Genomic DNA, 21587 nt, shown 5'->3' with positions numbered 1-21587 from the left:
TTCATGCTTGATGCCTATATCTACAGCGGCTTGCGAACCCCTTTCGGCCGCCATGGCGGCAGCCTCGCCAGCGTGCGCCCGGATGATCTGGTGGGGCCTTTGCTGGTGCGTTTGCTGGAAACCTCGGGGCTACCGGCCGAGGCGCTGGAAGAGGTGATCCTCGGTTGTACCAACCAGGCCGGCGAGGACAGCCGCAACCTGGCGCGCAATGCCTTGCTCAGCGCCGGGCTGCCTTGGCGCGTGCCGGGGCAGACGGTCAACCGCCTGTGTGCCAGTGGCCTGTCGGCGGTGATCGATGCGGCCCGGGCGATCACCTGCGGCGAAGGCCGGCTGTACCTGGCCGGCGGCGTCGAAAGCATGTCCCGCGCGCCCTTCATCATGGCCAAGGCCGAGAGTGCCTACAGCCGGACCCTGGACGTGGCCGACAGCACCATTGGCGCGCGCTTCGCCAACCCGAAGCTGGTCGAGCGCTACGGCAACCACAGCATGCCCGAGACCGGCGACAACCTGGCCCGCCGGTTTGCCATCAGCCGCGAGGATGCCGACCGCTTTGCCGCCGCGTCTCAGGCGCGTTATCAGGAAGCCTTGCTGGCCGGGGTGCTGGACGACGAAATCATGGCCGTCGAGGTGCCGATCGGGCGCAAAGGCCAGTCCTTGATCGTCTGCGATGACGAACATCCGCGACCCCGCTCCGACCTGGCGGCCCTGTCGCGATTGCCGACGCTGTTCGCCGAGGGCGTGGTGACCGCCGGCAATGCTTCGGGGATCAACGATGGCGCGGCGGTGCTGCTGCTCGGCAGCCGCGAGATCGGCATGGAGCATGGGGTCGCGCCCATGGCACGGATCCTCTCGTCGGCCTCGGTCGGCGTGGAGCCGCAGTTCATGGGCATCGGCCCGCACAGGGCGATTCTGCTGGCGCTGCAGCGCGCCCGCATCGGCCTGGAGCAGCTCGACCTGATCGAAATCAACGAGGCATTCGCGCCGCAGGTGCTGGCCTGCCTCAAGGCCCTGAACCTGGATTTCGACGATCCGCGGGTCAACCCCAATGGCGGCGCCATCGCCATCGGCCACCCGCTGGGCGCGTCCGGGGCGCGGCTGGTGTTGAGCGCCTGCCGCGCCCTGCAACGCAACCACCAGCGTTACGCCGTGGTCAGCCTGTGCGTGGGCGTTGGCCAGGGCGTGGCCATGGTGATCGAGCGCGCCTGAGGCGGAGCTACCGCTCGGCGTTGTTTCACGCCGGGCGCAAAGTGGGGGCACCGTTGGCGAATCAACGCCTGATTTGCGGCGGCATCCGTTGCGGCGCTGCTCTACAGTGCACAGACATTCCCTCTGGTGCTGGAGACGGCCATGGACAACGCCCCCTTGCTGTTCCAACTGCCCGATGACGACACCCTGTACCGCGCCTTGCTCGAACGCGACCCGGCCTATGACGGGTTCGCTTTCGTCGGGGTCAAGAGCACGGGCGTGTTCTGTCGGCTGACCTGCGCGGCGCGCAAGCCCAAGCGCGAAAACACGGTGTTCTTCAGCTCGATCAAGGCCTGTGTCGAGGCCGGTTTTCGCGCCTGCCTGCGCTGCCGTCCGCTGGAGCAGACAGGTGCCCAGGAGCCCCTGGTCAAACAGCTGCTGGCCTTGCTGGAAAACAATGCCGACAAGCGCTGGTATGAAGGCGACCTGATCGAGCTCGGCTTCGACCCTTCCACGGTGCGCCGGGCCTTCAAGCGACACTTTGGCGTGACCTTCCTGGAAATGGCCCGGCTGCGGCGGATTGGCGAGGGCATGCAGCAACTGGCGGGCGGCGCCAGCGTGATCGATGCGCAGATCAGCGCCAGTTTCGATTCCGACAGCGGCTTTCGCAGTGCCTTCACCCGGCTGCTCGGCCAGCCACCGTCGAACCTGCGCGGCCGTGAACTGCTCAAGGCCGACTGGCTGCAAACCCCGATCGGCGTGATGCTGGCGGTGGCCGATGCGCAGGCCCTGCATCTGCTGGAGTTCTTCGACCGCCCGGCATTGGCCACTGAGCTGAAGCGCCTGCAAGAGCACACCGGCTCGACCATCGGCTTCGGGCGTTTTGCCCCCATCGACCAGATCGAGAGCGAATTGCGACGGTTTTTCGCTGGGAAGTCGGCGAGCTTTGCCACGCCACTGGCGCTGAATGCTTCGGCCTTCACTCGCACGGTGTGGCAGGCACTCAGGGCCATTCCTCCAGGCGTTACCCGCAGTTACGCCGAGGTGGCGAGCAGCATCGGTTCGGCCTCCGCCGTGCGGGCCGTGGCCCGGGCCAATGGCGCCAATCAGATCGCCATCGTGATTGCCTGTCACCGGGTGATAGGTTCCGACGGTTCGCTCACCGGTTATGGCGGCGGGCTGTGGCGCAAACGCTGGTTGCTCGAGCATGAGCGGCGCCTGTACTCGCAGATTCAGGCGCGACAACACCTCAGGGCCGATGAACCCGTTGCAGGGTGAAGGTCAACGGCGGGCTTTGCTGGATCACCCGCTCGCCATCGAGCACTTGCACCGCCAGGCGGTGCTCGCCGCGATCGATGTTCACCAATTGCAGGCTAGGCAGGTTGCCGGGCTGACCGTAAGGCTGGTCGTCCAGCAGCAGGCGCAGGCGATGCTCGTTGAGCAGGGGCGGTTGCAGGCGCACCTCGACTTCGAAGGTGCCGTTATTGGCACGCACCACGCCGCCATCCGCTACGCCGCTCAGCTCCAGGGTGGTGTAGGCCGGTGCGCGGGTGGGTGGCGCCTGTGTTGGTTCGACGCCGGGCGGTGTGAGCGGCCTGGGCGCCTCGATGCGATTCAGCGGCGCCAGCTCGACGGCCTGGCCGGGCACGCCGGCCGGCGGCTGGTCGCTGTAGGCGGTGTTGCCGTGGGCGTCGGTGTAGCGGTAGATCTGCGCGGCGGCCGGCAGGGCGGCCAGCAACAGCAGGTAGAGACAGTGCACACGCATGGCGGCTTTCCTGGGCGCTGGGGGCGGCGGTTTCAAGGATGGAAGTGCCTCCAGCATAGAGCCGCAGACCGTGCCCGGGTTCGCCGCTTCAACCTTTGAACACACAAAGCTCGGCGGTGGCACGGATCAGCGCTAGTTGGCGCAGTGGTGCCCGATCACCTTCGTGGGTGGCCTGGGCCAGCCATTGTGGGCACTGCGGGTCGTTACGGTGGGGGCTGAAATCGGCCAGTTGCTGCAGCAGGCGTTTTTGTAACCGATCAAGTTGCGGGCGGATCTGTCCCACCAGGTCCGGGCGCGGCGCGTCCGGTGCCTGGCCTTGCAAGGTCCATTCGGACAGATGGGCGTACTGCACCAGCTTGTTGGCCTCGATCTGCGCGGCGAAGAACTGTTCCACCGCCGCGCCGTCGAGTTTGTAGGCCGGCGCCTGGGCCACCGCGCCGGCAATCACCTCACGCTCGCGCGGGCGGTCTTCCACCGGCTTGTGGCTGTCCCATTTGCTCAGGGCCACCTGGTCGGCGATGGCCAGGCGTTCTTCGATGCTGGCCAACAGAGGGCTGAGGGTGGCAGGGGCGGCGCAGGCATTGCCGGCCAGCAACAGGGTCAACAGGGCAAGGCAGAATCGCGAAGTCATGGATAGTCTCGGCTTCTTGGGGACAAGTCGGCGGCCATGATGCACGCAAAACCGCAGTGCCTGGCAAGCGTCGGGCACAAGATGGATCATTGGCCGGCCGCGGCGGTCGCGGGCGCCCCGCAATCGGTCGGGCTGGAAGACAGTCGCTTGCCGCTTTCGTCATAGATGATCCGGCAGGCGCTCAAGCCGTTGTCGATCAGCTCGCGGCTCTTGACCACGCCGTTGCGGTGATAGCACAGCTGTTCGCCGGTCAGTTGGCCGTCGGACTCATGACTTTTCACCTGTTGCTGGTTGATGGTCATCCAGGTGAAACCCACCGAGTTTTTCTGGCACTCGACCTGCCCATTGTCGTAGTAGGTGCGCTGAGTGATCTGGTCATTGTCGCCGATGATCTTCTCGCGGATCTTTTGGCCTGTTTCATAGTTGTACTCGATGGAGCCTTGGGGGCTGCCAAAGAGAAAGTCCGTTTCCCAGGACAGCTTTCCGTGGGTGAACCGCCGTTGTTTTCCACAGCGTTCGACGGTTGAACCGCGCTTGTCGAAGCGGCACCAGTTGGCTTCTTCATAAAGCACTTCGTCCTGATCGTATTGTTTCATCAGGCCGACAAAGCGCCCTCCCTCGAAGCGTCCGACCGTGGCCGGCGTACCGTCGCTCAGGAAGGTCAGGTGAGGGCCTTCGTAGCGATCGTTGTGCCAGGAAATATCGCTGATCAGCTTGCCGTCTTCGCTGTAACCCAGTGAGCGGCCTTCCCGTTTGCCATTCTCATATTGCTGCGAGTACTGCAGGTTGCCGCTGGGGCTATAGCCTTCGCGGGTACCGGACAGCACATCTGCCTTGTAATGCTCGATCAGGACCAGCACGCCGTTGGCGTCGGTTTCGCGCAACTCACCGTCTTTTTTATCGGCGACGAAGTTCACGCTCTGGTTATGGCCCTTGTCTGTCTTGAGTATCCACGGGCCGCTTTTCAGGCCGTTCTCGAAGTTGCCGCGACCTGCTTGGGTCACCCATGGCCCTTCGCGTTTGTCGTTGCGGTAGCTGCCGCTCTCCGTGGAGCCGTCCACCCGCTCTTCGCTCGGACCGTCGAGCACACCCTGGACATAGGTCTGGAAGCCGGTGACAGCGGATTCGCCTCCTTCGTCGTAGGACAGCACCCAGCGTCCCTCACGCAGATCGTCCCGATACTCGCCGGTAGCGGTTTGCCAGCCGTAGGACTCAGTCCACTGGCCTTGGCGTTTGCCATCGACAAAACGGCCGTGGGTCCAGCCATCGTCTGGGTTGGAAAAACTCCATTCGCCGGTGCGTTGGCCGCGGGCATAGGCACCCTGGGCGATGACGGCACCGCCGAAACTGGAGTACTCCACGTAGGCCCCGTCCTCACTGCCAGTGAAGCGCTGCGGCTCGGTCTCCCAGGCGATGTGGCTGGCCCGGTAGTTGTACAGCAGGGGCTCGCCCTCCAGCGCAGGCGCTTCGCCGCGCCAGTAGGTGGCGGTGAGAAAGCGTCCGTCTTTTTCGACGAAGGTCTTTTTGTAGCGGTACTGGTCGGCTCCGGGCGGATTGGCGGTGATGGGCTGCCCGTTAGCGTCGAAATAACCCACCAGGGTGCCGGCCGAATGGTCGAGCTGGTCGAATTCGTCGATACCCGAGTCTTCGTAGAAGTAGCTGTAGTTCAGTGGCGTCAGCTGGCGCAGGGCCTGTTTCACCGTCGGGGCATCGAGCTTCTTGCGGTCTTTGGCGATGCGCTCCAGGGCGGGCTGCAGTTTCTCCAGGCGCCGGTAGAGGCGGTCGTTTTCGTCATAGCGATAGGCATGCAGGCGGTATTGGCCACGCTGTTTGAACAGCACCAGGCGGGTCAGGGACTCATCATCCAGGGCGATGTTGAACACCGACTCGATGGTGGCATCGCCGAAGTCGTCCAGCAGCTGCGGTTGGCTCTCGTCCGGGTCGACCGAGTAATAACCTTTGACGCTGCCGGCCTGCTTGATAAAGGCCAGGGTCGCCGAGCTTTCCGCCAGGCCGGTGATCAGCGGGTGGGCCAGGGATTTGTCAGCATAGAAAGGAGCGGCCTGGGTGTTGCCGAACGCCAGGCAGGCGATCAGGCCGAGAGAACGAGTCCACTGCATACGAATCCCTTCGTCGAGGCGCCGGACAGCGGGCGCGAGAGGCGCGGATTATCCATGGATGGCTGGCCTGGGGGAATGCTCCGGGGCGATGGGCGGGCAATAAAAAAGGCCTCCCGAGGGAGGCCTTTTCTTGTCACGCCGCGTGGAGCGGCGCTACCGGATCAGCAGCTGTAGTACAGCTCGTATTCCAGTGGGTGTACGAAGGTACGAACCTTGATTTCTTCTTCGCTTTTCAGGGCGATGTAAGCGTCGATGAAGTCGTCGCTGAAAACGCCGCCTTTGGTCAGGAACGCACGACCTTTGTCCAGCTCTTCCAGGGCTTCTTTCAGGCTGCCGCAAACTTGTGGGATCTCTTTCGCCTCTTCAGGCGGCAGGTCGTACAGGTTTTTGTCAGCGGCGTCGCCAGGGTGGATCTTGTTCTGGATACCGTCCAGGCCGGCCATCAACAGGGCAGCGAAGGCCAGGTATGGGTTGGCAGCCGGATCCGGGAAGCGCGCTTCGATACGGCGGGCTTTAGGGCTCGACACGTAAGGGATACGGATCGATGCGGAACGGTTGCGAGCCGAGTAGGCCAGCATTACCGGAGCTTCGAAGCCTGGTACCAGACGCTTGTAGGAGTTGGTCGAAGGGTTGGTGAAACCGTTCAGGGCCTTACCGTGCTTGATGATGCCGCCGATGAAGTACAGGGCGGTGTCGGACAGGCCGGCATAACCTTCGCCAGCGAAGGTGTTCTTGCCATCTTTGGAGATGGACATGTGCACGTGCATACCCGAGCCGTTGTCGCCGTACAGAGGCTTAGGCATGAAGGTAGCGGTGCGGCCGTAGGCGTCGGCCACGTTGTGTACGCAGTACTTCAGGGTCTGAACTTCGTCGCCCTTGTTGACCAGGGTGTTGAACTTCACGCCGATTTCGTTCTGGCCGGCAGTCGCCACTTCGTGGTGGTGAACTTCGATGACCAGGCCCATTTCCTCCATGGCATTACACATGGAGGTACGGATCTCGTGGTCGTGGTCGAACGGAGGAACCGGGAAGTAGCCGCCTTTGACGCCTGGACGGTGGCCTTTGTTGCCGCCTTCCACGTCCTGGTCGGACATCCACGAGCCTTGCTCGGAGAAGATCTTGAACATGGAGCCGGAGATGTCGGACTTGAACTTCACTTCGTCGAAGATGAAGAACTCAGGCTCTGGACCTACGAATACGGTGTCGCCGATACCGGTGGACTTCAGGTATTCCTCGGCACGCTTGGCGATGGCGCGTGGGTCGCGATCATAGCCCTGCATGGTCGAAGGTTCGATGATGTCGCAGACCAGGATCAGGGTCGGCTCTTCGGTGAACGGGTCCAGGACGGCGGTTTCGTCAACCGGCATCAGGATCATGTCGGAGGCTTCGATGCCTTTCCAGCCAGCGATGGAGGAACCGTCGAACATTTTGCCGATTTCGAAGAAATCGTCATCCAGCGCATCACGGGCCGGCATGGTCACGTGGTGCTGAGTGCCTTTGGTGTCAGTGAAGCGCAGATCAATCCATTTGACGTCATGATCTTTGATGAGTTGAACCGACTTCGACATAGTGTCCTCCGGGTGGCTTCGGGCGAGTGTTGGTGTGCCCTTAGAATGTGGGTGATGCCGGCGCAGATACTCTGCCATGGCAACCTGCCTCACAAGGGAGCAAATTGCATGCCAGTGCCCTGAGTTGGGTTTTATGCCCCAAACTCACGCATTCCGGGCGCTATTTGGGCCCGATTGGCAAACTTACGCACCGCAATGTTGCGTTTTTATCTGGCGACGACCCGTTTTGGTGCACGAAAAACCGAGTGCACATTAATTGGTTAAACCTTGAGCAATTTCCGCTATAATCCGCGCCCCCCTTTTTCGGCTGGCCCAGCGCGCGCTGTTTTCATGAAACTAATCGTTAAAGTTTTCCCGGAAATCACCATCAAGAGCCGCCCGGTACGGACGCGTTTCATCCGTCAGTTGGCCAAGAACATCCGTGCCGTGCTCCGCGATCTGGACCCGGCCGTGGTGGTCAATGGTGTGTGGGACAACCTCGAGCTGGAAACCGCCGTCAGCGAGCCGAAAGCCTTGAAGGAGATGACCGAGCGCCTGAGCTGCATGCCGGGCATCGCGCATTTCCTGCAGGTCGATGAATACCCGCTGGGCGACTTCGACGACATAGTCGCCAAGTGCAAGCAGCACTTTGGCGAGGCCCTGGCGGGGAAAGTTTTCGCCGTGCGCTGCAAGCGCGCCGGCAAGCATGAATTCAGCTCCATGGACGTGGAGAAATACGTCGGCAGCCAACTGCGTCGGCAGTGCGGCGCCGCCGGAATTTCCCTGAAAGAGCCTGCAATCGAAGTGCGGATGGAAATTCGCGACCAACGGTTGTTCGTGATCCACAGCCAGCACAACAGCATCGGCGGTTATCCGCTGGGCGCCCTGGAACAGACCCTGGTTTTGATGTCCGGCGGTTTCGATTCTACGGTGGCGGCCTACCAGATCATGCGTCGCGGCCTGATGAGCCACTTCTGCTTCTTCAACCTGGGCGGGCGTGCCCACGAATTGGGCGTGATGGAAGTCGCGCACTATATCTGGAAGAAGTACGGCAGCTCCCAGCGCGTGCTGTTCGTCAGCGTGCCGTTCGAGGAAGTGCTCGGCGAAATCCTCGGCAAAGTCGACAACAGTCATATGGGCGTCATTTTGAAGCGTATGATGTTGCGTGCCGCGTCGAGCATCGCCGACCGCCTGCACATCGACGCGCTGGTCACCGGCGAGGCGATTTCCCAGGTGTCGAGCCAGACCCTGCCGAACCTCTCGGTCATCGACTGCGTAACCGACAAGCTGGTGCTGCGCCCGCTGATCGCCAGCCACAAGCAGGACATCATCGACCTGGCCAACGAAATCGGCACCGCCGACTTCGCCAAGCACATGCCGGAGTACTGCGGGGTCATCTCGGTGAACCCCAAGACCCACGCCAAGCGCCATCGCGTGGAGCACGAAGAGAAAGAATTCGACATGGCGGTGCTCGAGCGTGCGATCGAGCGGGCCAAACTGGTGCCGATCGATCGGGTAATCGACGAACTGGGCCAGGATTTGCAGATCGAAGAAGTCAGCGAGGCGCTGGCGGGGCAGATCGTGATCGACATCCGTCATCCGGATGCTCAGGAAGACGACCCGCTGGAGTTGGCTGGCATCGAGATAAAAGCGCTGCCGTTCTATGCATTGAATGCACGCTTCAAGGAACTGGACCCTACTCGCCAGTACCTGCTGTATTGCGACAAAGGCGTCATGAGTCGCCTGCATGCTCACCATCTGCTCAGTGAGGGACATGCCAATGTGCGCGTTTATAGACCGAGCTAAGTGCCCGGGGCTGTTTGCCTGTGGCTTGCGTCACCGGCCCCCCGACGCCACCGTCAAGCTGTAACGGCCTTGCCGGACTCTATTGTTAATCGCTGCCAGCAGTTGTCAGCACACCGAATCCTCTGATCGAGATACACAAGTGATCGAAAATCTACGCAACATCGCCATCATTGCTCACGTTGACCACGGTAAAACCACCCTGGTAGACAAACTCCTGCGTCAATCCGGCACCCTGGAGCGCAACGAGCTCAACGACGAGCGCGTGATGGACTCCAACGACCAGGAAAAAGAGCGCGGTATTACCATCCTGGCCAAAAACACCGCCATCAACTGGAACGGCTACCACATCAACATCGTGGATACCCCGGGCCACGCCGACTTCGGCGGCGAAGTTGAGCGCGTAATGTCGATGGTCGACTCCGTTCTGCTGCTGGTCGACGCCCAAGACGGCCCTATGCCGCAAACCCGTTTCGTGACCAAGAAGGCTTTCGAAGCCGGCCTGCGTCCAATCGTGGTAATTAACAAGGTCGACCGTCCAGGCGCGCGTCCTGACTGGGTTCTGGACCAGATCTTCGACCTGTTCGACAACCTGGGTGCCACCGAAGAACAGCTGGACTTCAAAGTCGTCTACGCCTCGGCCCTGAACGGCATTGCCGGTCTGGACCACACCGACATGGCCGAAGACATGACCCCGCTGTACCAGTCGATCGTCGACAACGTTCCGGCTCCAGCCGTTGACCGTGACGGTCCGTTCCAGATGCAGATCTCCGCTCTGGACTACAACAGCTTCCTGGGTGTGATCGGCGTTGGCCGTATCGCTCGCGGTCGCGTCAAGCCGAACACTCCGGTCGTCGCTATCGACACCGAAGGCAAGAAGCGCAACGGCCGTATCCTGAAGCTGATGGGTCACCACGGTCTGCACCGTGTGGACGTTGAAGAAGCCGCTGCCGGCGACATCGTCTGCATCAGCGGTTTCGACGAGCTGTTCATCTCCGACACCCTGTGCGATCCGACCGCTGTCGAAGCGATGAAGCCGCTGACCGTCGACGAGCCGACCGTTTCCATGACCTTCCAGGTCAACGACTCGCCATTCTGCGGTAAAGAAGGCAAGTTCGTGACCAGCCGTAACATCAAGGAACGTCTGGACAAAGAGCTGCTGTACAACGTTGCACTGCGCGTTGAAGAAGGCGACTCGGCCGACAAGTTCAAGGTTTCCGGCCGTGGTGAGCTGCACCTGTCGGTACTGATCGAAACCATGCGTCGCGAAGGCTTCGAAATGGGCGTTGGCCGTCCTGAAGTGATCATCCGTGAAGTCGACGGCGTGAAGCAGGAACCGTTCGAAAACGTCACCATCGACATCCCTGAAGAATCCCAGGGCAAGGTCATGGAAGAAATGGGTCTGCGTAAAGGCGACCTGAGCAACATGGTTCCGGATGGCAAGGGCCGTGTACGCCTGGAATACAACATTCCAGCCCGTGGTCTGATCGGTTTCCGTAACCAGTTCCTGACCCTGACCAACGGTGCAGGCATCCTGACCTCGATCTTCGATCGCTACGCTCCGATGAAGTCCGGCCACATGTCCGGCCGTCAGAACGGCGTACTGGTTTCGGTCGAGACCGGCAAGGCACTGACCTACTCCCTGGAAACCCTGCAGGCGCGCGGCAAGCTGTTCGTCGAGCACGGCCAGGAAATCTACAACGGTCAGATCGTTGGTCTGAACAGCCGTGACAACGACCTGGGCGTGAACCCAACCAAAGGCAAGAAGCTCGACAACATGCGTGCTTCGGGCAAGGACGAAACCATCGCCCTGGTTCCGCCGGTTCGTTTCACCCTGGAACAGGCTCTGGAATTCATCCAGGACGACGAGCTGTGCGAAGTGACTCCTAAGTCCATCCGTCTTCGCAAGAAGATCCTGGACGAAGGCGAGCGTACCCGCGCTGCCAAGAAAGCCAAGAACTGATCCTTTAGTTCCGGCTGAATAAAAACGCCCCCGGTCGAAAGGCCGGGGGCGTTTTTTTGATCTGCGAAAATGAGCTGATTCCTGTAGCCGCTGCCGAGCGCCAGCGAGGCTGCGATCGGCCGCGTAGCGGTCGTCAAGCGGTGTATCTGAAACTCTGCGGTGGCCCGTACTGCGGCTGCTTTGCAGCCGTTCGCAGCTTCGCCAAGGCTCGGCAGCGGCTACAGGGTGGCAGGGTTGCGCGGGGAACGGGGTTGCAGGCGCAGGTTGGGGCTCAGAAGCGTTCCAGGGTTCGGCTGCCGGTGTTGGTCGGGCGCTCGACCGGCTTGGGCTTGTACGCGCAATAGCCTGGGCGCGGGCCGATCTTCGGGTGGTTGCGGCAGGTGTCCGGGCGCTTGTCATAAATGGTGCACAGGCGGCTCTTACGATCCAGATACAGGCAGTCGTTGTTGCTCATGCGCTGCAGGGTGAAGATCTCGGACTTCTGGTTGTAGCGCTCGACGATGCCTTCCTTCTGCAGGCGCTTGGCGATGTTCTTCGCCGGCTCGCCGCGCTCGAATTCGTCGACGATGCCGATGCGGATCAGGTCCTTGATCTTGACCTCCACCGGCAGGGTGCAGCAGCTGGACATGCAGGAGCCGCACATGGGCGCGGAATACTTGGCCCAGGTATCGAGTCGGTCGATTTCCGCGGCGGCGATCAGGTTGGACTTCATCAGGCTTGCTTCCAGCGTGTGTATCAGGGCGCGCGATCATACCGGTACTGGTGGATTTTTGAACAACCATTTAACGGAATTTAACCGTGCCCGGGGAGATTGCGAGGGTCGGCACGGCATCTGCATCATTTTTACCCGCTGCCGCGGGAGACGCTGCCTCTGTTCGGGCAATTGCACGACGCACCGAACCAGAGACTTTGGCTCCTGTCAGACCGACTAGGCTCAGACAATTCTATGCTCACTGTCTATCTCGCTCGAGGTCGTATTCATGACTCAGGAACTGCAAGTTCGTGACGCTGAGGTGGCCGCTTTTCGCGATGCCGTCCTGACCAAACTCACCTACGCGGTGGGCAAAGACCCGGACCACGCTTTCGACCATGACTGGTTCGAAGCCATCGCCCTGGCGGCGCGCGATCACATGGTCGAGCACTGGATGGACCACACGCGGCAGATCTACCGCAAAGGCCAGAAGCGCGTTTATTACCTGTCCCTGGAATTCCTCATCGGCCGCCTGCTCTACGACAGCCTGAGCAACCTCGGGCTGCTGGACGTGGCGCGCGATGCCCTGAGCGATCTGGGCGTCGACCTGGAGCGCATCCGCCTGCTGGAGCCGGACGCGGCGCTGGGCAATGGTGGCCTCGGCCGGCTGGCGGCGTGCTTCATGGAAAGCATGTCGACCCTGGGCATTGCCGGCCACGGCTACGGCATCCGTTATGAGCACGGCTTGTTCCGCCAGGCCATAGTCGATGGCTGGCAGCAGGAGCAGACCGAGCACTGGCTGGATTTCGGCAACCCCTGGGAGTTCGAGCGTCCGGAAGTGATCTATTCGATCGGCTTCGGTGGCAGCGTCGAGACCGTCACCGACGAGGCTGGCCATGCGCGGCAAGTCTGGTGGCCGGCGGAAACCGTGCGCGCGGTGGCCTACGACACGCCGGTGGTCGGCTGGCGCGGCGCCAGCGTCAACACCCTGCGCCTGTGGCGGGCGCGAGCCATGGAAGACCTGCACCTGGAGCGCTTCAACGCCGGCGACCACCTCGGCGCGGTGGCCGAGGTGGCCCGCGCCGAGAGCATCTCGCGGGTGCTCTACCCGGCGGACAGCACCGAAGCCGGCCAGGAACTGCGCCTGCGCCAGGAATACTTCTTCGTTTCCGCGTCCCTGCAGGACCTGCTGCGCCGGCACAAGAACATGCACGACTCGGTGCTCAGCCTCGGCGAGCATGCGGCGATCCAGCTCAACGACACGCACCCGTCGATTGCCGTGGCCGAACTGATGCGCCAGTTGGTGGACCTGCACGGCATCGCCTGGGAGGCGGCCTGGCAGATCACTGTCGAAACCCTGGCCTACACCAACCACACGCTGCTGCCCGAGGCCCTGGAAACCTGGCCGGTGGGCCTGATGGAACGCATGCTGCCGCGGCACATGCAGATCATTTACCTGATCAACGCCCAGCACATCGATTCGCTGCGGGCCAAGGGCATCCACGACTTCGACGTGCTGCGCGCGGTGTCGCTGATCGAAGAAGACAACGGGCGCCGCGTGCGCATGGGCAACCTGGCGTTTCTCGGTTCCCACAGCGTCAACGGTGTGTCCGGCCTGCACACCCAGCTGATGCGCAGCACGGTGTTCTCCGAGCTGCACAAGCTGTATCCGGAGCGCATCAACAACAAGACCAACGGCATCACCTTCCGCCGCTGGCTGTACCAGGCCAACCCCAAGCTGACGGCGATGCTGGTCGAGGCCGTCGGCCCGGAGCTGCTGGACAACCCCGAGGAGCTGTTGCTCAAGCTCGAGCCCTTCGCCGAGAAGTCGTCCTTTCGCAAGCAGTTCGCCGAGCAGCGCCTGCACAGCAAGCGCGCACTGGCGGCGATCATCCATGAGCGCCTGGGGATCGCGGTCAATCCGGCGGCGCTGTTCGACGTGCAGGTCAAACGGATCCACGAGTACAAGCGCCAGTTGCTCAACCTGTTGCACACCGTGGCGCTGTACCAGGCGATCCGTGCCGAGCCGGAAATCGACTGGGTGCCGCGGGTGAAGATCTTCGCCGGCAAGGCCGCGGCCAGTTATCACCAGGCCAAGCTGATCATCAAGCTGAGCAACGACATCGCCCGCACGGTGAATAACGATCCGACCGTGCGTGGCCTGCTCAAGGTGGTGTTCCTGCCCAACTACAACGTCAGCCTGGCCGAAAGCATCATCCCGGCGGCGGACCTGTCGGAGCAGATCTCCACTGCCGGCTTCGAGGCCTCGGGCACCAGCAACATGAAGTTCGGCCTCAACGGCGCCCTGACCATCGGCACCCTGGATGGCGCCAACGTCGAGATGTGCGAGCGGGTCGGCGCCGAGCACATGTTCATCTTCGGCCTCAGCGCCCAGCAGGTGGAGGCGCGCAAACGCAACGGCGAGTTCAGCGCGGTGCCGGACATCGCCGCCTCCCATCGCCTCAACGATGTGCTGCAGGCAATTCGTGGCGGGGTGTTCTCGCCGGACGATCCGGCCCGCTACACCGGCCTTATCGATTCGCTGATCGACTATGACCGCTTCCACGTGTGCGCCGATTTCGATTCCTACTGGAATGCCCAATTGCATGTCGAGGAGCGCTGGCGCGACAGCAATCATTGGTGGCGTTCGGCGGTGCTCAACAGTGCGCGCATGGGCTGGTTCTCTTCGGACCGGACCATTCGCGAGTACGCCACGGAGATCTGGAAGGCTCTGGAATAGGCTGCTCGTCGGCCCCCTAGTGTCGAAAGGGCGCAGGCTAGCGCAGCCTGCGCCAGCGGCTACGGGTCGGATTTCGGGCTACGCTCAACCCCACGCATGAACTCTCTATGACGGATCTCGTCTCATAGGAGGAAATGCACCCCGACTCGCGCTAAACTGCGCGGGTTTTTTAGCCCCCCCATTCCTCCGGAGCCTTCCATGTCCCGCGTTACCCTGAGTCGCTATTTGATTGAGCAGACCCGCAGCAACAACACTCCTGCCGATCTGCGCTTCCTGATCGAAGTGGTGGCGCGTGCCTGCAAGGAGATCAGCCACGCCGTGTCCAAAGGCGCCCTGGGCGGTGTCCTGGGCAGCATGGGCACTGAGAACGTCCAAGGCGAAGTGCAGAAGAAGCTCGACGTGCTCTCCAACGAGATCCTGCTCGAAGCCAACGAATGGGGCGGCCACCTGGCCGGCATGGCGTCCGAGGAAATGGACAACGCCTACCAGATCCCGGGCAAATACCCGAAAGGCGCCTACCTGCTGGTGTTCGACCCGCTGGACGGTTCGTCGAACATCGACATCAACGCGCCGGTCGGCACCATCTTCTCCGTGCTGCGTTGCCCGAACGAGCACCTGAGCCAGAACGAAGCCCTGAACGAAAAGGCCTTCCTGCAACCAGGCACCCAGCAGGTAGCCGCCGGTTATGCCATCTACGGTCCGCAGACCATGCTGGTGCTGACCCTGGGCGATGGCGTCAAGGGCTTTACCCTGGACCGTGAAATGGGCAGCTTCGTGCTGACCCACGAAGACCTGACCATTCCTGAGAGTACCCAGGAATTCGCCATCAACATGTCCAACCAGCGTCACTGGGAAGCGCCGGTCGCGCGCTACGTGAGCGAGCTGATGGCTGGCGAGGAAGGTCCGCTGAAGAAGAACTTCAACATGCGCTGGGTCGCCGCGATGGTCGCCGACGTACACCGCATCCTGACCCGTGGTGGCGTGTTCATGTACCCACGTGACAGCCGCGAGCCATCGAAGCCGGGCAAACTGCGCCTGATGTACGAAGCCAACCCGATGTCGTTCCTGGTTGAACAGGCCGGCGGCGCCGCCACCGACGGCCACCAGCGCATTCTCGACATCCAGCCTGAAGGCCTGCACCAGCGCGTAGCGGTGTTCCTCGGCTCGAAGGAAGAAGTCGCCCGCGTCACCGCCTACCACAAGGAATAAATCATGGCCGCGCCCTGGCAGCCCCTGCTCGACTGGTGGTTCGGCTCTGCCGAGAAACCTGCGGACATCGTCGCTGAAAAGGGCAAGCTGTGGTTTGGCAAGCGTGACAGCCAGGACCTCGAGGCGCGCGAGCGTTTCGGGGATCTGGTGGAACAGGCGCTGGCCGGTGGATTGACCGAGTGGGCGCAACGCCCGCAAGGCTGGCTGGCCCTGGTGCTGCTGCTCGACCAACTGCCACGCATGCTGTATCGCGAAACCCCCAAGAGCTTTGCCGGCGACCTGCGTGCCCAGGCACTGGTGGCCCAGGGCATCGCCGCGGATTTCGACCGGCAACTGCCCGCGATGCAGCGCAGCTTCATCTACCTGGTGTTCGAGCATTGCGAGAACCTGGCGGTGCAGAACGAAGCGATCTCCAGGTTCGCCGCGTTGCAGGACGAACAGCCGCCGGAAGATCGACCGGTGTTCGCCGACCAGCTGGACTACGCCGAACGGCATCAGAAAATCATCGCCCGCTTCGGGCGCTTCCCCCATCGCAATCGGATTCTCGGGCGTGAATCGACGCCGGAGGAACTGGCATTCCTGCGCGAGCCGGGTTCCAGCTTCTAAATCTTCTGAGCAGCATCAAACGCTATCGCGGGCAAGTCGGATCGCCGCCCGCTCGCTCCTACAGACGCCTAGGTTCTTCTGTAGGAGCGGCCGGTCGACGCTCGATTGCCCGCGATAGGGCCTCAAGCCCCATGAATACTTAGCGCTTGGCGCGCAGCAACCGTGCCATCAGCAAGCTTTGCAGGTCTCGGCGGGTGTCGGCGATGACATGGATGTAGACGGTGGCGTCCCGTACTTCATAGATGATTCGATTCATTCCCGAGAGTATCTGTCGGTAGTGACCGATATGCAGTTGTTCGAGTTCTTCGGGAATCACCCCGGCATAGGGCAGGGTGGCCAGTTGGCGAATGGCCTGTTTCAGGTTGCCGTAGCTGCTTTGCCAGGTGGCGGTGGAGAACCGCTGGGTGAGGTAGGTACGCAACTCGATGAGGTCGGTTTCCGCTGAATGCAGAAGCACTACCTTGAACGTCACGGCTGGTCAGCCTGGTCCAGGTCGGCGAACACGTCCTCCGCATCACGGAATTGGCCTTCATCGATCTCGCGATTACCGAGGGCGAGGATCTTCAGCAGCGCCATGGTTTCTTCCTGCTGCTCGAAGCTTTTCACATCCATGACCACCAGTTTCGCCTCGCCATTCTGGGTAATGACCATGGGCTCACGGCTTTCGGTGATGGTCTTGACGATCTCGGCGGCGTGGCTTTTCAGGTAGCTGATCGGTTTGATCTGAGAAGAAAGCTTCATGGGAGCATCTCGTCTGGGGAAGCAGGGCTGAGTTTAGTCTTTATTCAGTCCTGTGTGCGCCGCGCCAGACGAGTTGAGTGTTGCCGATCGTTAAATGCGGAAACTGCCCACCAGATGCGTCAACCGCGCCGCTTGCTGCTCCAGGTCGGCGCAGGCGCGCAGGGTTGCCTGCAGGTTTTCCACGCCTTCCTGGTGGAGGGTGTTGATCTCGGTGATGTCGACGTTGATCGACTCCACCACGGCGGTCTGTTCCTCGGTGGCGGTGGCCACGGACTGGTTCATGCCGTCGATCTCACCGATGCGCTGGGTCACGCTGCCCAGGCGCTGGCCGGCCTGGTTGGCGATGCCGACGCTGCTTTCGCTCTCGCGCTGGCTTTCGGTCATGGTGTTCACCGCCTGGCGGGCGCCGACCTGCAGGTCCTCGATCATCTTCTGCACCTGCTGCGCCGAGTCCTGGGTGCGGTGGGCGAGGTTGCGCACTTCGTCGGCGACCACTGCGAAACCACGCCCGGCCTCACCGGCGCGGGCGGCCTCGATGGCGGCGTTGAGGGCCAACAGGTTGGTCTGCTGGGAGATGCTGGTGATGACTTCGAGGATCTGCCCGATGTTCACCGTGTTGCTGTTCAGCGTCTCGATGTTGCCGCAGGAGTCGCTGATCTTCGCCGATAGCTGCTGCATGGCGGCGATGGTCTGGCCCACCACGGCCTGGCCTTCGCTGGCCAGGTTGCGCGCATCGCTGGAGTGCTGCGATGCCAGGGCGGCGTTCTGGGCGATTTCCTGGGCGGCGGCGCCGAGCTGGTTGATCGCCGCGGCGACGCTGCTGGTGCGGCTGGCCTGCTGGTCGGAGTTGAACATCGACGAGTTCGAGGCGCTGACCACCCGCAGGGCGACCTCGTTGACCTGGCCGGTGGCCGAGGCGACTTCGCGGATCGAGCCGTGAACCCGTTCGACGAAGCGGTTGAACGACGCGCCCAGGGTGCCGAACTCGTCGTGGCCATGGATGGTCAGGCGCTTGGTCAGGTCGCCTTCGCCCTCGGCGATGTCGTGCATGGCGCGGCCCATCAGGTGCAGCGGTTGCATCAGCACGCGGATCAGCATGCCCAGCAGGCTGATGATGATCACTACGGCGATCAGCATGGCGATGATCGCCGAGGTGCGGAATTCGCTGAGCATCGAGAACGCGGTGTCCTTGTCCAGCACCAGCGCCACGTACCAGTCCGCCGACGGCACACCGTTGACCCGGGTGAAGGAGATGAACTGGGTCTTGCCGTCCAGCTCGACTTCCTTCAGGCCCGGGCTGACCTGCGGAGCGCCATTGGGGTAGGCGTCGCTGAGGTTCTTGAGCACCAGCTTGCTGTCCGGGTGGATCAGGATCTTGCCGCCGGCGCTGACGATGAACGCCTGGCCATGGCCGCCGAAGTTCAGCGAGTTGATGATGGCGCTGACGTTGGACAGGTCGATATCGGCCCCGGCGACGCCGATGAAGCTGCCCTGGTGCTGGACCGGGGTGGCGACGGTGATCACCAGCTTGCCGGAAGAGGCGGCGATGTAGGGTTCGGTGACGATGGTCTGCTGGGCCGCGTTGGCCGCCTTGTACCAGCCGCGGGCGCGCGGATCGTAATCGGGCGCGCGGTTGCCCGCCGGGACCGAGAACATCGCACCGTCCTGGCCGCCGAAATAGCTGAGCTGGAAGTTGCTGGCGTAGGCGGGGAGGCCGACGCTGCGTTTCAGGCCGTCGGCACCGCTGCCGTCCACGGCGATCTGCTGGGCCAGGGTGTGCAGCAACTGGATGCGGCTTTCCAGCCAGGTCTGGATGTTGCTGCTGGTCAGGCTGCCGAGTTCCTGCATGGAGGATTCGTTGCTGCTGCGCAGGGCTTCGCGCTGTCGATAGTCGTTGAACAGGATAAAACAGACGAACGCAACGGCGACCACAAGAGCGGCGGCAAGCAGGATCTTATGGCTGAATTTCATGTTTCTGGTCATTAAGTGAACTACCGCGAGAGGGTGGTCAGCGAGGGGGCGTCAATTTGCCATAACGGCGGCTTTTTCGCTGCTTTTATGTCGACTGGCCATCACTAAAGATGAGGGGCGTCGAAGCCTGTCCGACGAAATGTCTTTGGCCGTCGCAAAGTGGTTGATTCGGGAGGAAATGCTGGGCGCTGCGTCACAATAAATAGCCGTCTGGCTGGGGAACCAGATGGGGCTTTTCTCTTCTAAGCTTCTGGTTGGCAGCATGCCATCCCCCCGTCCGCCCAGGAGTTTCACCATGTCCCTGCGTTCTCTCGCTCTGTTGTCGTTCTGCGTGCTGTTGGCTGCGTGCGGCAAGATCAATCAGGAAAACTATTCCAAGCTGTCGGCCGGCATGCCCAAGGCCGAAGTTGAAAAACTGCTGGGCAAACCGACCGACTGTTCCGGCGCGCTGGGCATGTCCAGCTGCACCTGGGGCGACAAGAACAGCTTTATCAGCGTGCAGTACGCCGGTGACAAAGTGTTGATGTTTTCCGGGCAAGGCCTGAAGTAAAAAAAACCGGGGCCACGTGCCCACGGGAGAAAAATAATGATGCGTTTGCTAGTCACTCTTCTGGCCGGCCTGTTGTTGGCCGGCTGCGCCACTTCCCGGGACGATTCACTGGCGCCCAAGACCGCGAATCACGTCGATCTCAAGCGTTACCAAGGGACCTGGTACGAGTTGGCGCGTTTGCCGATGTATTTCCAACGTAACTGCGCGCAATCCGAAGCCCGCTACACCCTGTTGCCCGAAGGCAATATGACGGTGCTCAACCGCTGCCTGACCGCCAACTGGCAATGGGAAGAGGTGCGGGGCACGGCAACGCCGCAGGCGCCGGATAAAACCGACAAGCTGTGGGTCGAGTTCGATACCTGGTTTTCCCGTTTGATACCGGGCCTGGCCAAGGGCGACTACTGGGTGCTGTACGTGAGCGACGACTACAAGACCGCCATTGTCGGCAACCCGGATCGTCGATACCTGTGGCTGTTGTCGCGCCGGCCGAATGTCAGCGAGGCGGTTCGCGAGGATCTGCTGAGCAGGGCGCGTCAGCAAGGGTATGACACCACCCGCCTGATCTGGCGTGTGTCGGACTCGGCGATGGCCAAGACCTCGAAGTGAATCCATGCGGGAACCAGCACGCTGGCTCCCGCGGTGACGGCTTCAGCCGAGCAGGTCGCGCAGCACCCGGGTAAAGGCCCGATTGCTTTCTTCCTCGCCTGCGTGACGTCCGTCGCGCACCACCCACTGACCGTTGACCAGCACATCGCGTACCTGGCGATCACCGCCGGCGAACAGCCAGCGGTTGAGGATGCCGTCGCCCTCGGCGGTGGCCAGGTAAGGATCGTTGCCGTCGAGCACCAGCCAGTCGGCGCGCTTGCCCACTTCCAGGGCGCCGATCGGCTGCCCCAGGGCCTGGGCGCCACCGTCCAGCGCGGCGTCGTACAGGGTCCGGCCAACCATCGGCTGGTCGTTTCGATACAAGCGGTTGCGGCGTTGATCGCGCAGGCGCTGGCCATATTCCGCCCAACGCAATTCCTCCACCACGCTCAGCGACACATGGCTGTCGGAGCCGATGCCCATGCGCCCGCCCTGGGCAAGGAAATCCACCGCCGGGAAAATCCCGTCGCCGAGATTGGCCTCGGTGGTCAGGCACAGGCCGGCGATGGCCCGGCTTTGCGCCATGAGGCTGACTTCTTCGGCATTCGCGTGGGTGGCGTGGACCAGGCACCAGCGCTGATCGACCTCGGTGTTTTCATACAGCCATTGCAGCGGTCGGCGTCCACTCCAGGTCAGGCAGTCGTCGACTTCCTTCTGCTGTTCGGCGATGTGGATATGCACCGGGCACAGCTTGTCGCTGGCGGCCAGCACCTCGCTGATCTGCTGCGGGGTGACCGCGCGCAACGAGTGGAAGCACAGCCCCAACTGCTGGGCCGGCTGCCGGGCCAGCAGCGGTTGCAGGCGGCTTTGCAGCTTGAGGTAGTTTTCCGTGCTGTTGATGAAGCGGCGCTGGCCTTCGTTGGGCGCCTGGCCGCCGAAACCGGAGTGGCTGTACAGCACCGGCAGCAGGGTCAGGCCGATGCCGGCGGCGCTGGCGGCCTGGCTGATACGCAGCGACAGCTCGGCCGGGTCGGCGTAGGGCTGGCCGCTGGTGTCGTGATGCACGTAATGGAATTCGGCGACCGAGGTGTAACCGGCCTTGAGCATTTCGATGTACAGCTGGCGGGCGATGATGCCCAGCTGGTCCGGGCTGATCTTGCCCACCAGGCGATACATCAGGTCGCGCCAGGTCCAGAAGCTGTCGTTGGGGTTGCCGGCCACTTCCGCCAGCCCGGCCATCGCCCGCTGGAAGGCGTGGGAGTGCAGGTTGGGCATGCCCGGCAGCAGCGGGCCCTGGAGCCGTTCGGCGCCTTCTGCGCTGGCATCGGCCTGGATGTGGGTCAACAGGCCGTCGGCGCTGACCTCGAGACGTACGTTGTTGGCCCATCCGTTAGGCAGCAGTGCGCGTTCGGCAAAGAAGGCGGACATGGTTCAAGCACCCCGTCGTGTGTTATTTGTATATACATATACAGACGTTTGC

The 21587-nt window shown here is 62.3% G+C and carries 18 protein-coding genes; 9 read left to right on the top strand and 9 right to left on the bottom strand.

Going from position 1 to position 21587, the window contains the following annotated elements:
* Positions 1-3: 3 nt before the first annotated feature.
* Both PVZ78_RS12530 and PVZ78_RS12525 read left to right on the top strand, forming a co-directional pair.
* Positions 4-1206: a 3-oxoadipyl-CoA thiolase gene (locus PVZ78_RS12530; RefSeq protein ID WP_273828749.1), complete on the top strand. Its 1203-nt coding sequence runs from the start codon at positions 4-6 to the stop codon at positions 1204-1206.
* Between the two features lie 141 nt (positions 1207-1347).
* Positions 1348-2463, top strand: coding sequence for a bifunctional transcriptional activator/DNA repair enzyme AdaA (locus PVZ78_RS12525; RefSeq protein WP_273828748.1), 1116 nt, complete (start codon positions 1348-1350; stop codon positions 2461-2463).
* On the opposite strand, the gene PVZ78_RS12520 is transcribed toward PVZ78_RS12525, so the two are convergent.
* The 4 genes from PVZ78_RS12520 to glnA all read right to left on the bottom strand — a co-directional run bounded on the left by PVZ78_RS12520 (position 2435) and on the right by glnA (position 7269).
* A complete protein-coding gene (locus tag PVZ78_RS12520) occupies positions 2435-2950 on the bottom strand; it encodes a DUF4124 domain-containing protein (protein WP_273828747.1) in 516 nt (171 codons plus the stop codon). The genes PVZ78_RS12525 and PVZ78_RS12520 overlap by 29 nt on opposite strands.
* 88 nt (positions 2951-3038) lie before the next feature.
* Entirely contained in the window at positions 3039-3581 is a 543-nt protein-coding gene (locus tag PVZ78_RS12515) for a chorismate mutase (protein ID WP_041985467.1), read from the bottom strand.
* An 86-nt stretch (positions 3582-3667) separates the two neighbouring features.
* Positions 3668-5701 carry a hypothetical protein gene (locus PVZ78_RS12510; protein ID WP_273828746.1) on the bottom strand — a complete coding sequence of 678 codons (2034 nt, stop codon included), beginning with the start codon at positions 5699-5701 and terminating at the stop codon, positions 3668-3670.
* Positions 5702-5862: 161 nt separating this feature from the next.
* Entirely contained in the window at positions 5863-7269 is a 1407-nt protein-coding gene (gene glnA, locus PVZ78_RS12505; protein WP_007929953.1) for a glutamate--ammonia ligase, read from the bottom strand.
* A 330-nt stretch (positions 7270-7599) separates the two neighbouring features.
* On the opposite strand from glnA, the gene thiI reads away from it, so the two are divergent.
* Positions 7600-9054, top strand: coding sequence for a tRNA uracil 4-sulfurtransferase ThiI (gene thiI, locus PVZ78_RS12500; protein ID WP_016702616.1), 1455 nt, complete (start codon positions 7600-7602; stop codon positions 9052-9054).
* Between the two features lie 139 nt (positions 9055-9193).
* On the top strand, positions 9194-11014 hold the full coding sequence (gene typA, locus PVZ78_RS12495; protein ID WP_009046549.1) for a translational GTPase TypA: 1821 nt from the start codon (positions 9194-9196) through the stop codon (positions 11012-11014).
* 271 nt (positions 11015-11285) lie between these two features.
* On the opposite strand, the gene PVZ78_RS12490 is transcribed toward typA, so the two are convergent.
* The gene (locus PVZ78_RS12490) at positions 11286-11729 is read right to left on the bottom strand and encodes a YkgJ family cysteine cluster protein (protein ID WP_028683793.1); all 444 of its coding nucleotides are present in this window, start codon (positions 11727-11729) and stop codon (positions 11286-11288) included.
* A gap of 265 nt (positions 11730-11994) precedes the next feature.
* Between PVZ78_RS12490 and PVZ78_RS12485 the strand changes: the two genes are divergently transcribed.
* The 3 genes from PVZ78_RS12485 to PVZ78_RS12475 all read left to right on the top strand — a co-directional run bounded on the left by PVZ78_RS12485 (position 11995) and on the right by PVZ78_RS12475 (position 16260).
* Positions 11995-14445: a glycogen/starch/alpha-glucan phosphorylase gene (locus PVZ78_RS12485; protein WP_009046551.1), complete on the top strand. Its 2451-nt coding sequence runs from the start codon at positions 11995-11997 to the stop codon at positions 14443-14445.
* Between the two features lie 198 nt (positions 14446-14643).
* Positions 14644-15654: a class 1 fructose-bisphosphatase gene (locus PVZ78_RS12480; RefSeq protein WP_009046552.1), complete on the top strand. Its 1011-nt coding sequence runs from the start codon at positions 14644-14646 to the stop codon at positions 15652-15654.
* Between the two features lie 3 nt (positions 15655-15657).
* Complete coding sequence (locus tag PVZ78_RS12475) at positions 15658-16260, top strand: DUF924 family protein (protein WP_009046553.1); 603 nt, start codon at positions 15658-15660, stop codon at positions 16258-16260.
* A 139-nt stretch (positions 16261-16399) separates the two neighbouring features.
* Here the strand turns inward: PVZ78_RS12475 and PVZ78_RS12470 are convergent, their stop codons facing one another.
* The 3 genes from PVZ78_RS12470 to PVZ78_RS12460 form a co-directional block, all read right to left on the bottom strand.
* A complete protein-coding gene (locus tag PVZ78_RS12470) occupies positions 16400-16732 on the bottom strand; it encodes a type II toxin-antitoxin system RelE/ParE family toxin (protein ID WP_009046554.1) in 333 nt (110 codons plus the stop codon).
* A complete protein-coding gene (locus PVZ78_RS12465; protein WP_016704421.1) occupies positions 16729-17001 on the bottom strand; it encodes a type II toxin-antitoxin system Phd/YefM family antitoxin in 273 nt (90 codons plus the stop codon). Before PVZ78_RS12465 ends, PVZ78_RS12470 begins: the two co-directional genes overlap by 4 nt.
* 90 nt (positions 17002-17091) lie before the next feature.
* Complete coding sequence (locus tag PVZ78_RS12460) at positions 17092-18984, bottom strand: methyl-accepting chemotaxis protein (protein WP_273828745.1); 1893 nt, start codon at positions 18982-18984, stop codon at positions 17092-17094.
* 283 nt (positions 18985-19267) lie between these two features.
* Between PVZ78_RS12460 and PVZ78_RS12455 the strand changes: the two genes are divergently transcribed.
* Together PVZ78_RS12455 and PVZ78_RS12450 are read left to right on the top strand one after the other, a co-directional pair.
* Entirely contained in the window at positions 19268-19522 is a 255-nt protein-coding gene (locus PVZ78_RS12455) for a hypothetical protein (protein WP_007925924.1), read from the top strand.
* 36 nt (positions 19523-19558) lie between these two features.
* Positions 19559-20128, top strand: a complete 570-nt coding sequence (locus tag PVZ78_RS12450) for a lipocalin family protein (RefSeq protein ID WP_009046557.1) — start codon at positions 19559-19561, stop codon at positions 20126-20128.
* Between the two features lie 42 nt (positions 20129-20170).
* Here the strand turns inward: PVZ78_RS12450 and PVZ78_RS12445 are convergent, their stop codons facing one another.
* The gene (locus PVZ78_RS12445) at positions 20171-21535 is read right to left on the bottom strand and encodes a formimidoylglutamate deiminase (RefSeq protein ID WP_009046558.1); all 1365 of its coding nucleotides are present in this window, start codon (positions 21533-21535) and stop codon (positions 20171-20173) included.
* Positions 21536-21587 lie beyond the last annotated feature (52 nt).

Source organism: Pseudomonas sp. SBT1-2 (genome assembly GCF_028640875.1).
Taxonomy (GTDB): domain Bacteria; phylum Pseudomonadota; class Gammaproteobacteria; order Pseudomonadales; family Pseudomonadaceae; genus Aquipseudomonas; species Aquipseudomonas chlororaphis_I.
This window is presented reverse-complemented; position numbering and strand designations above follow the sequence as displayed.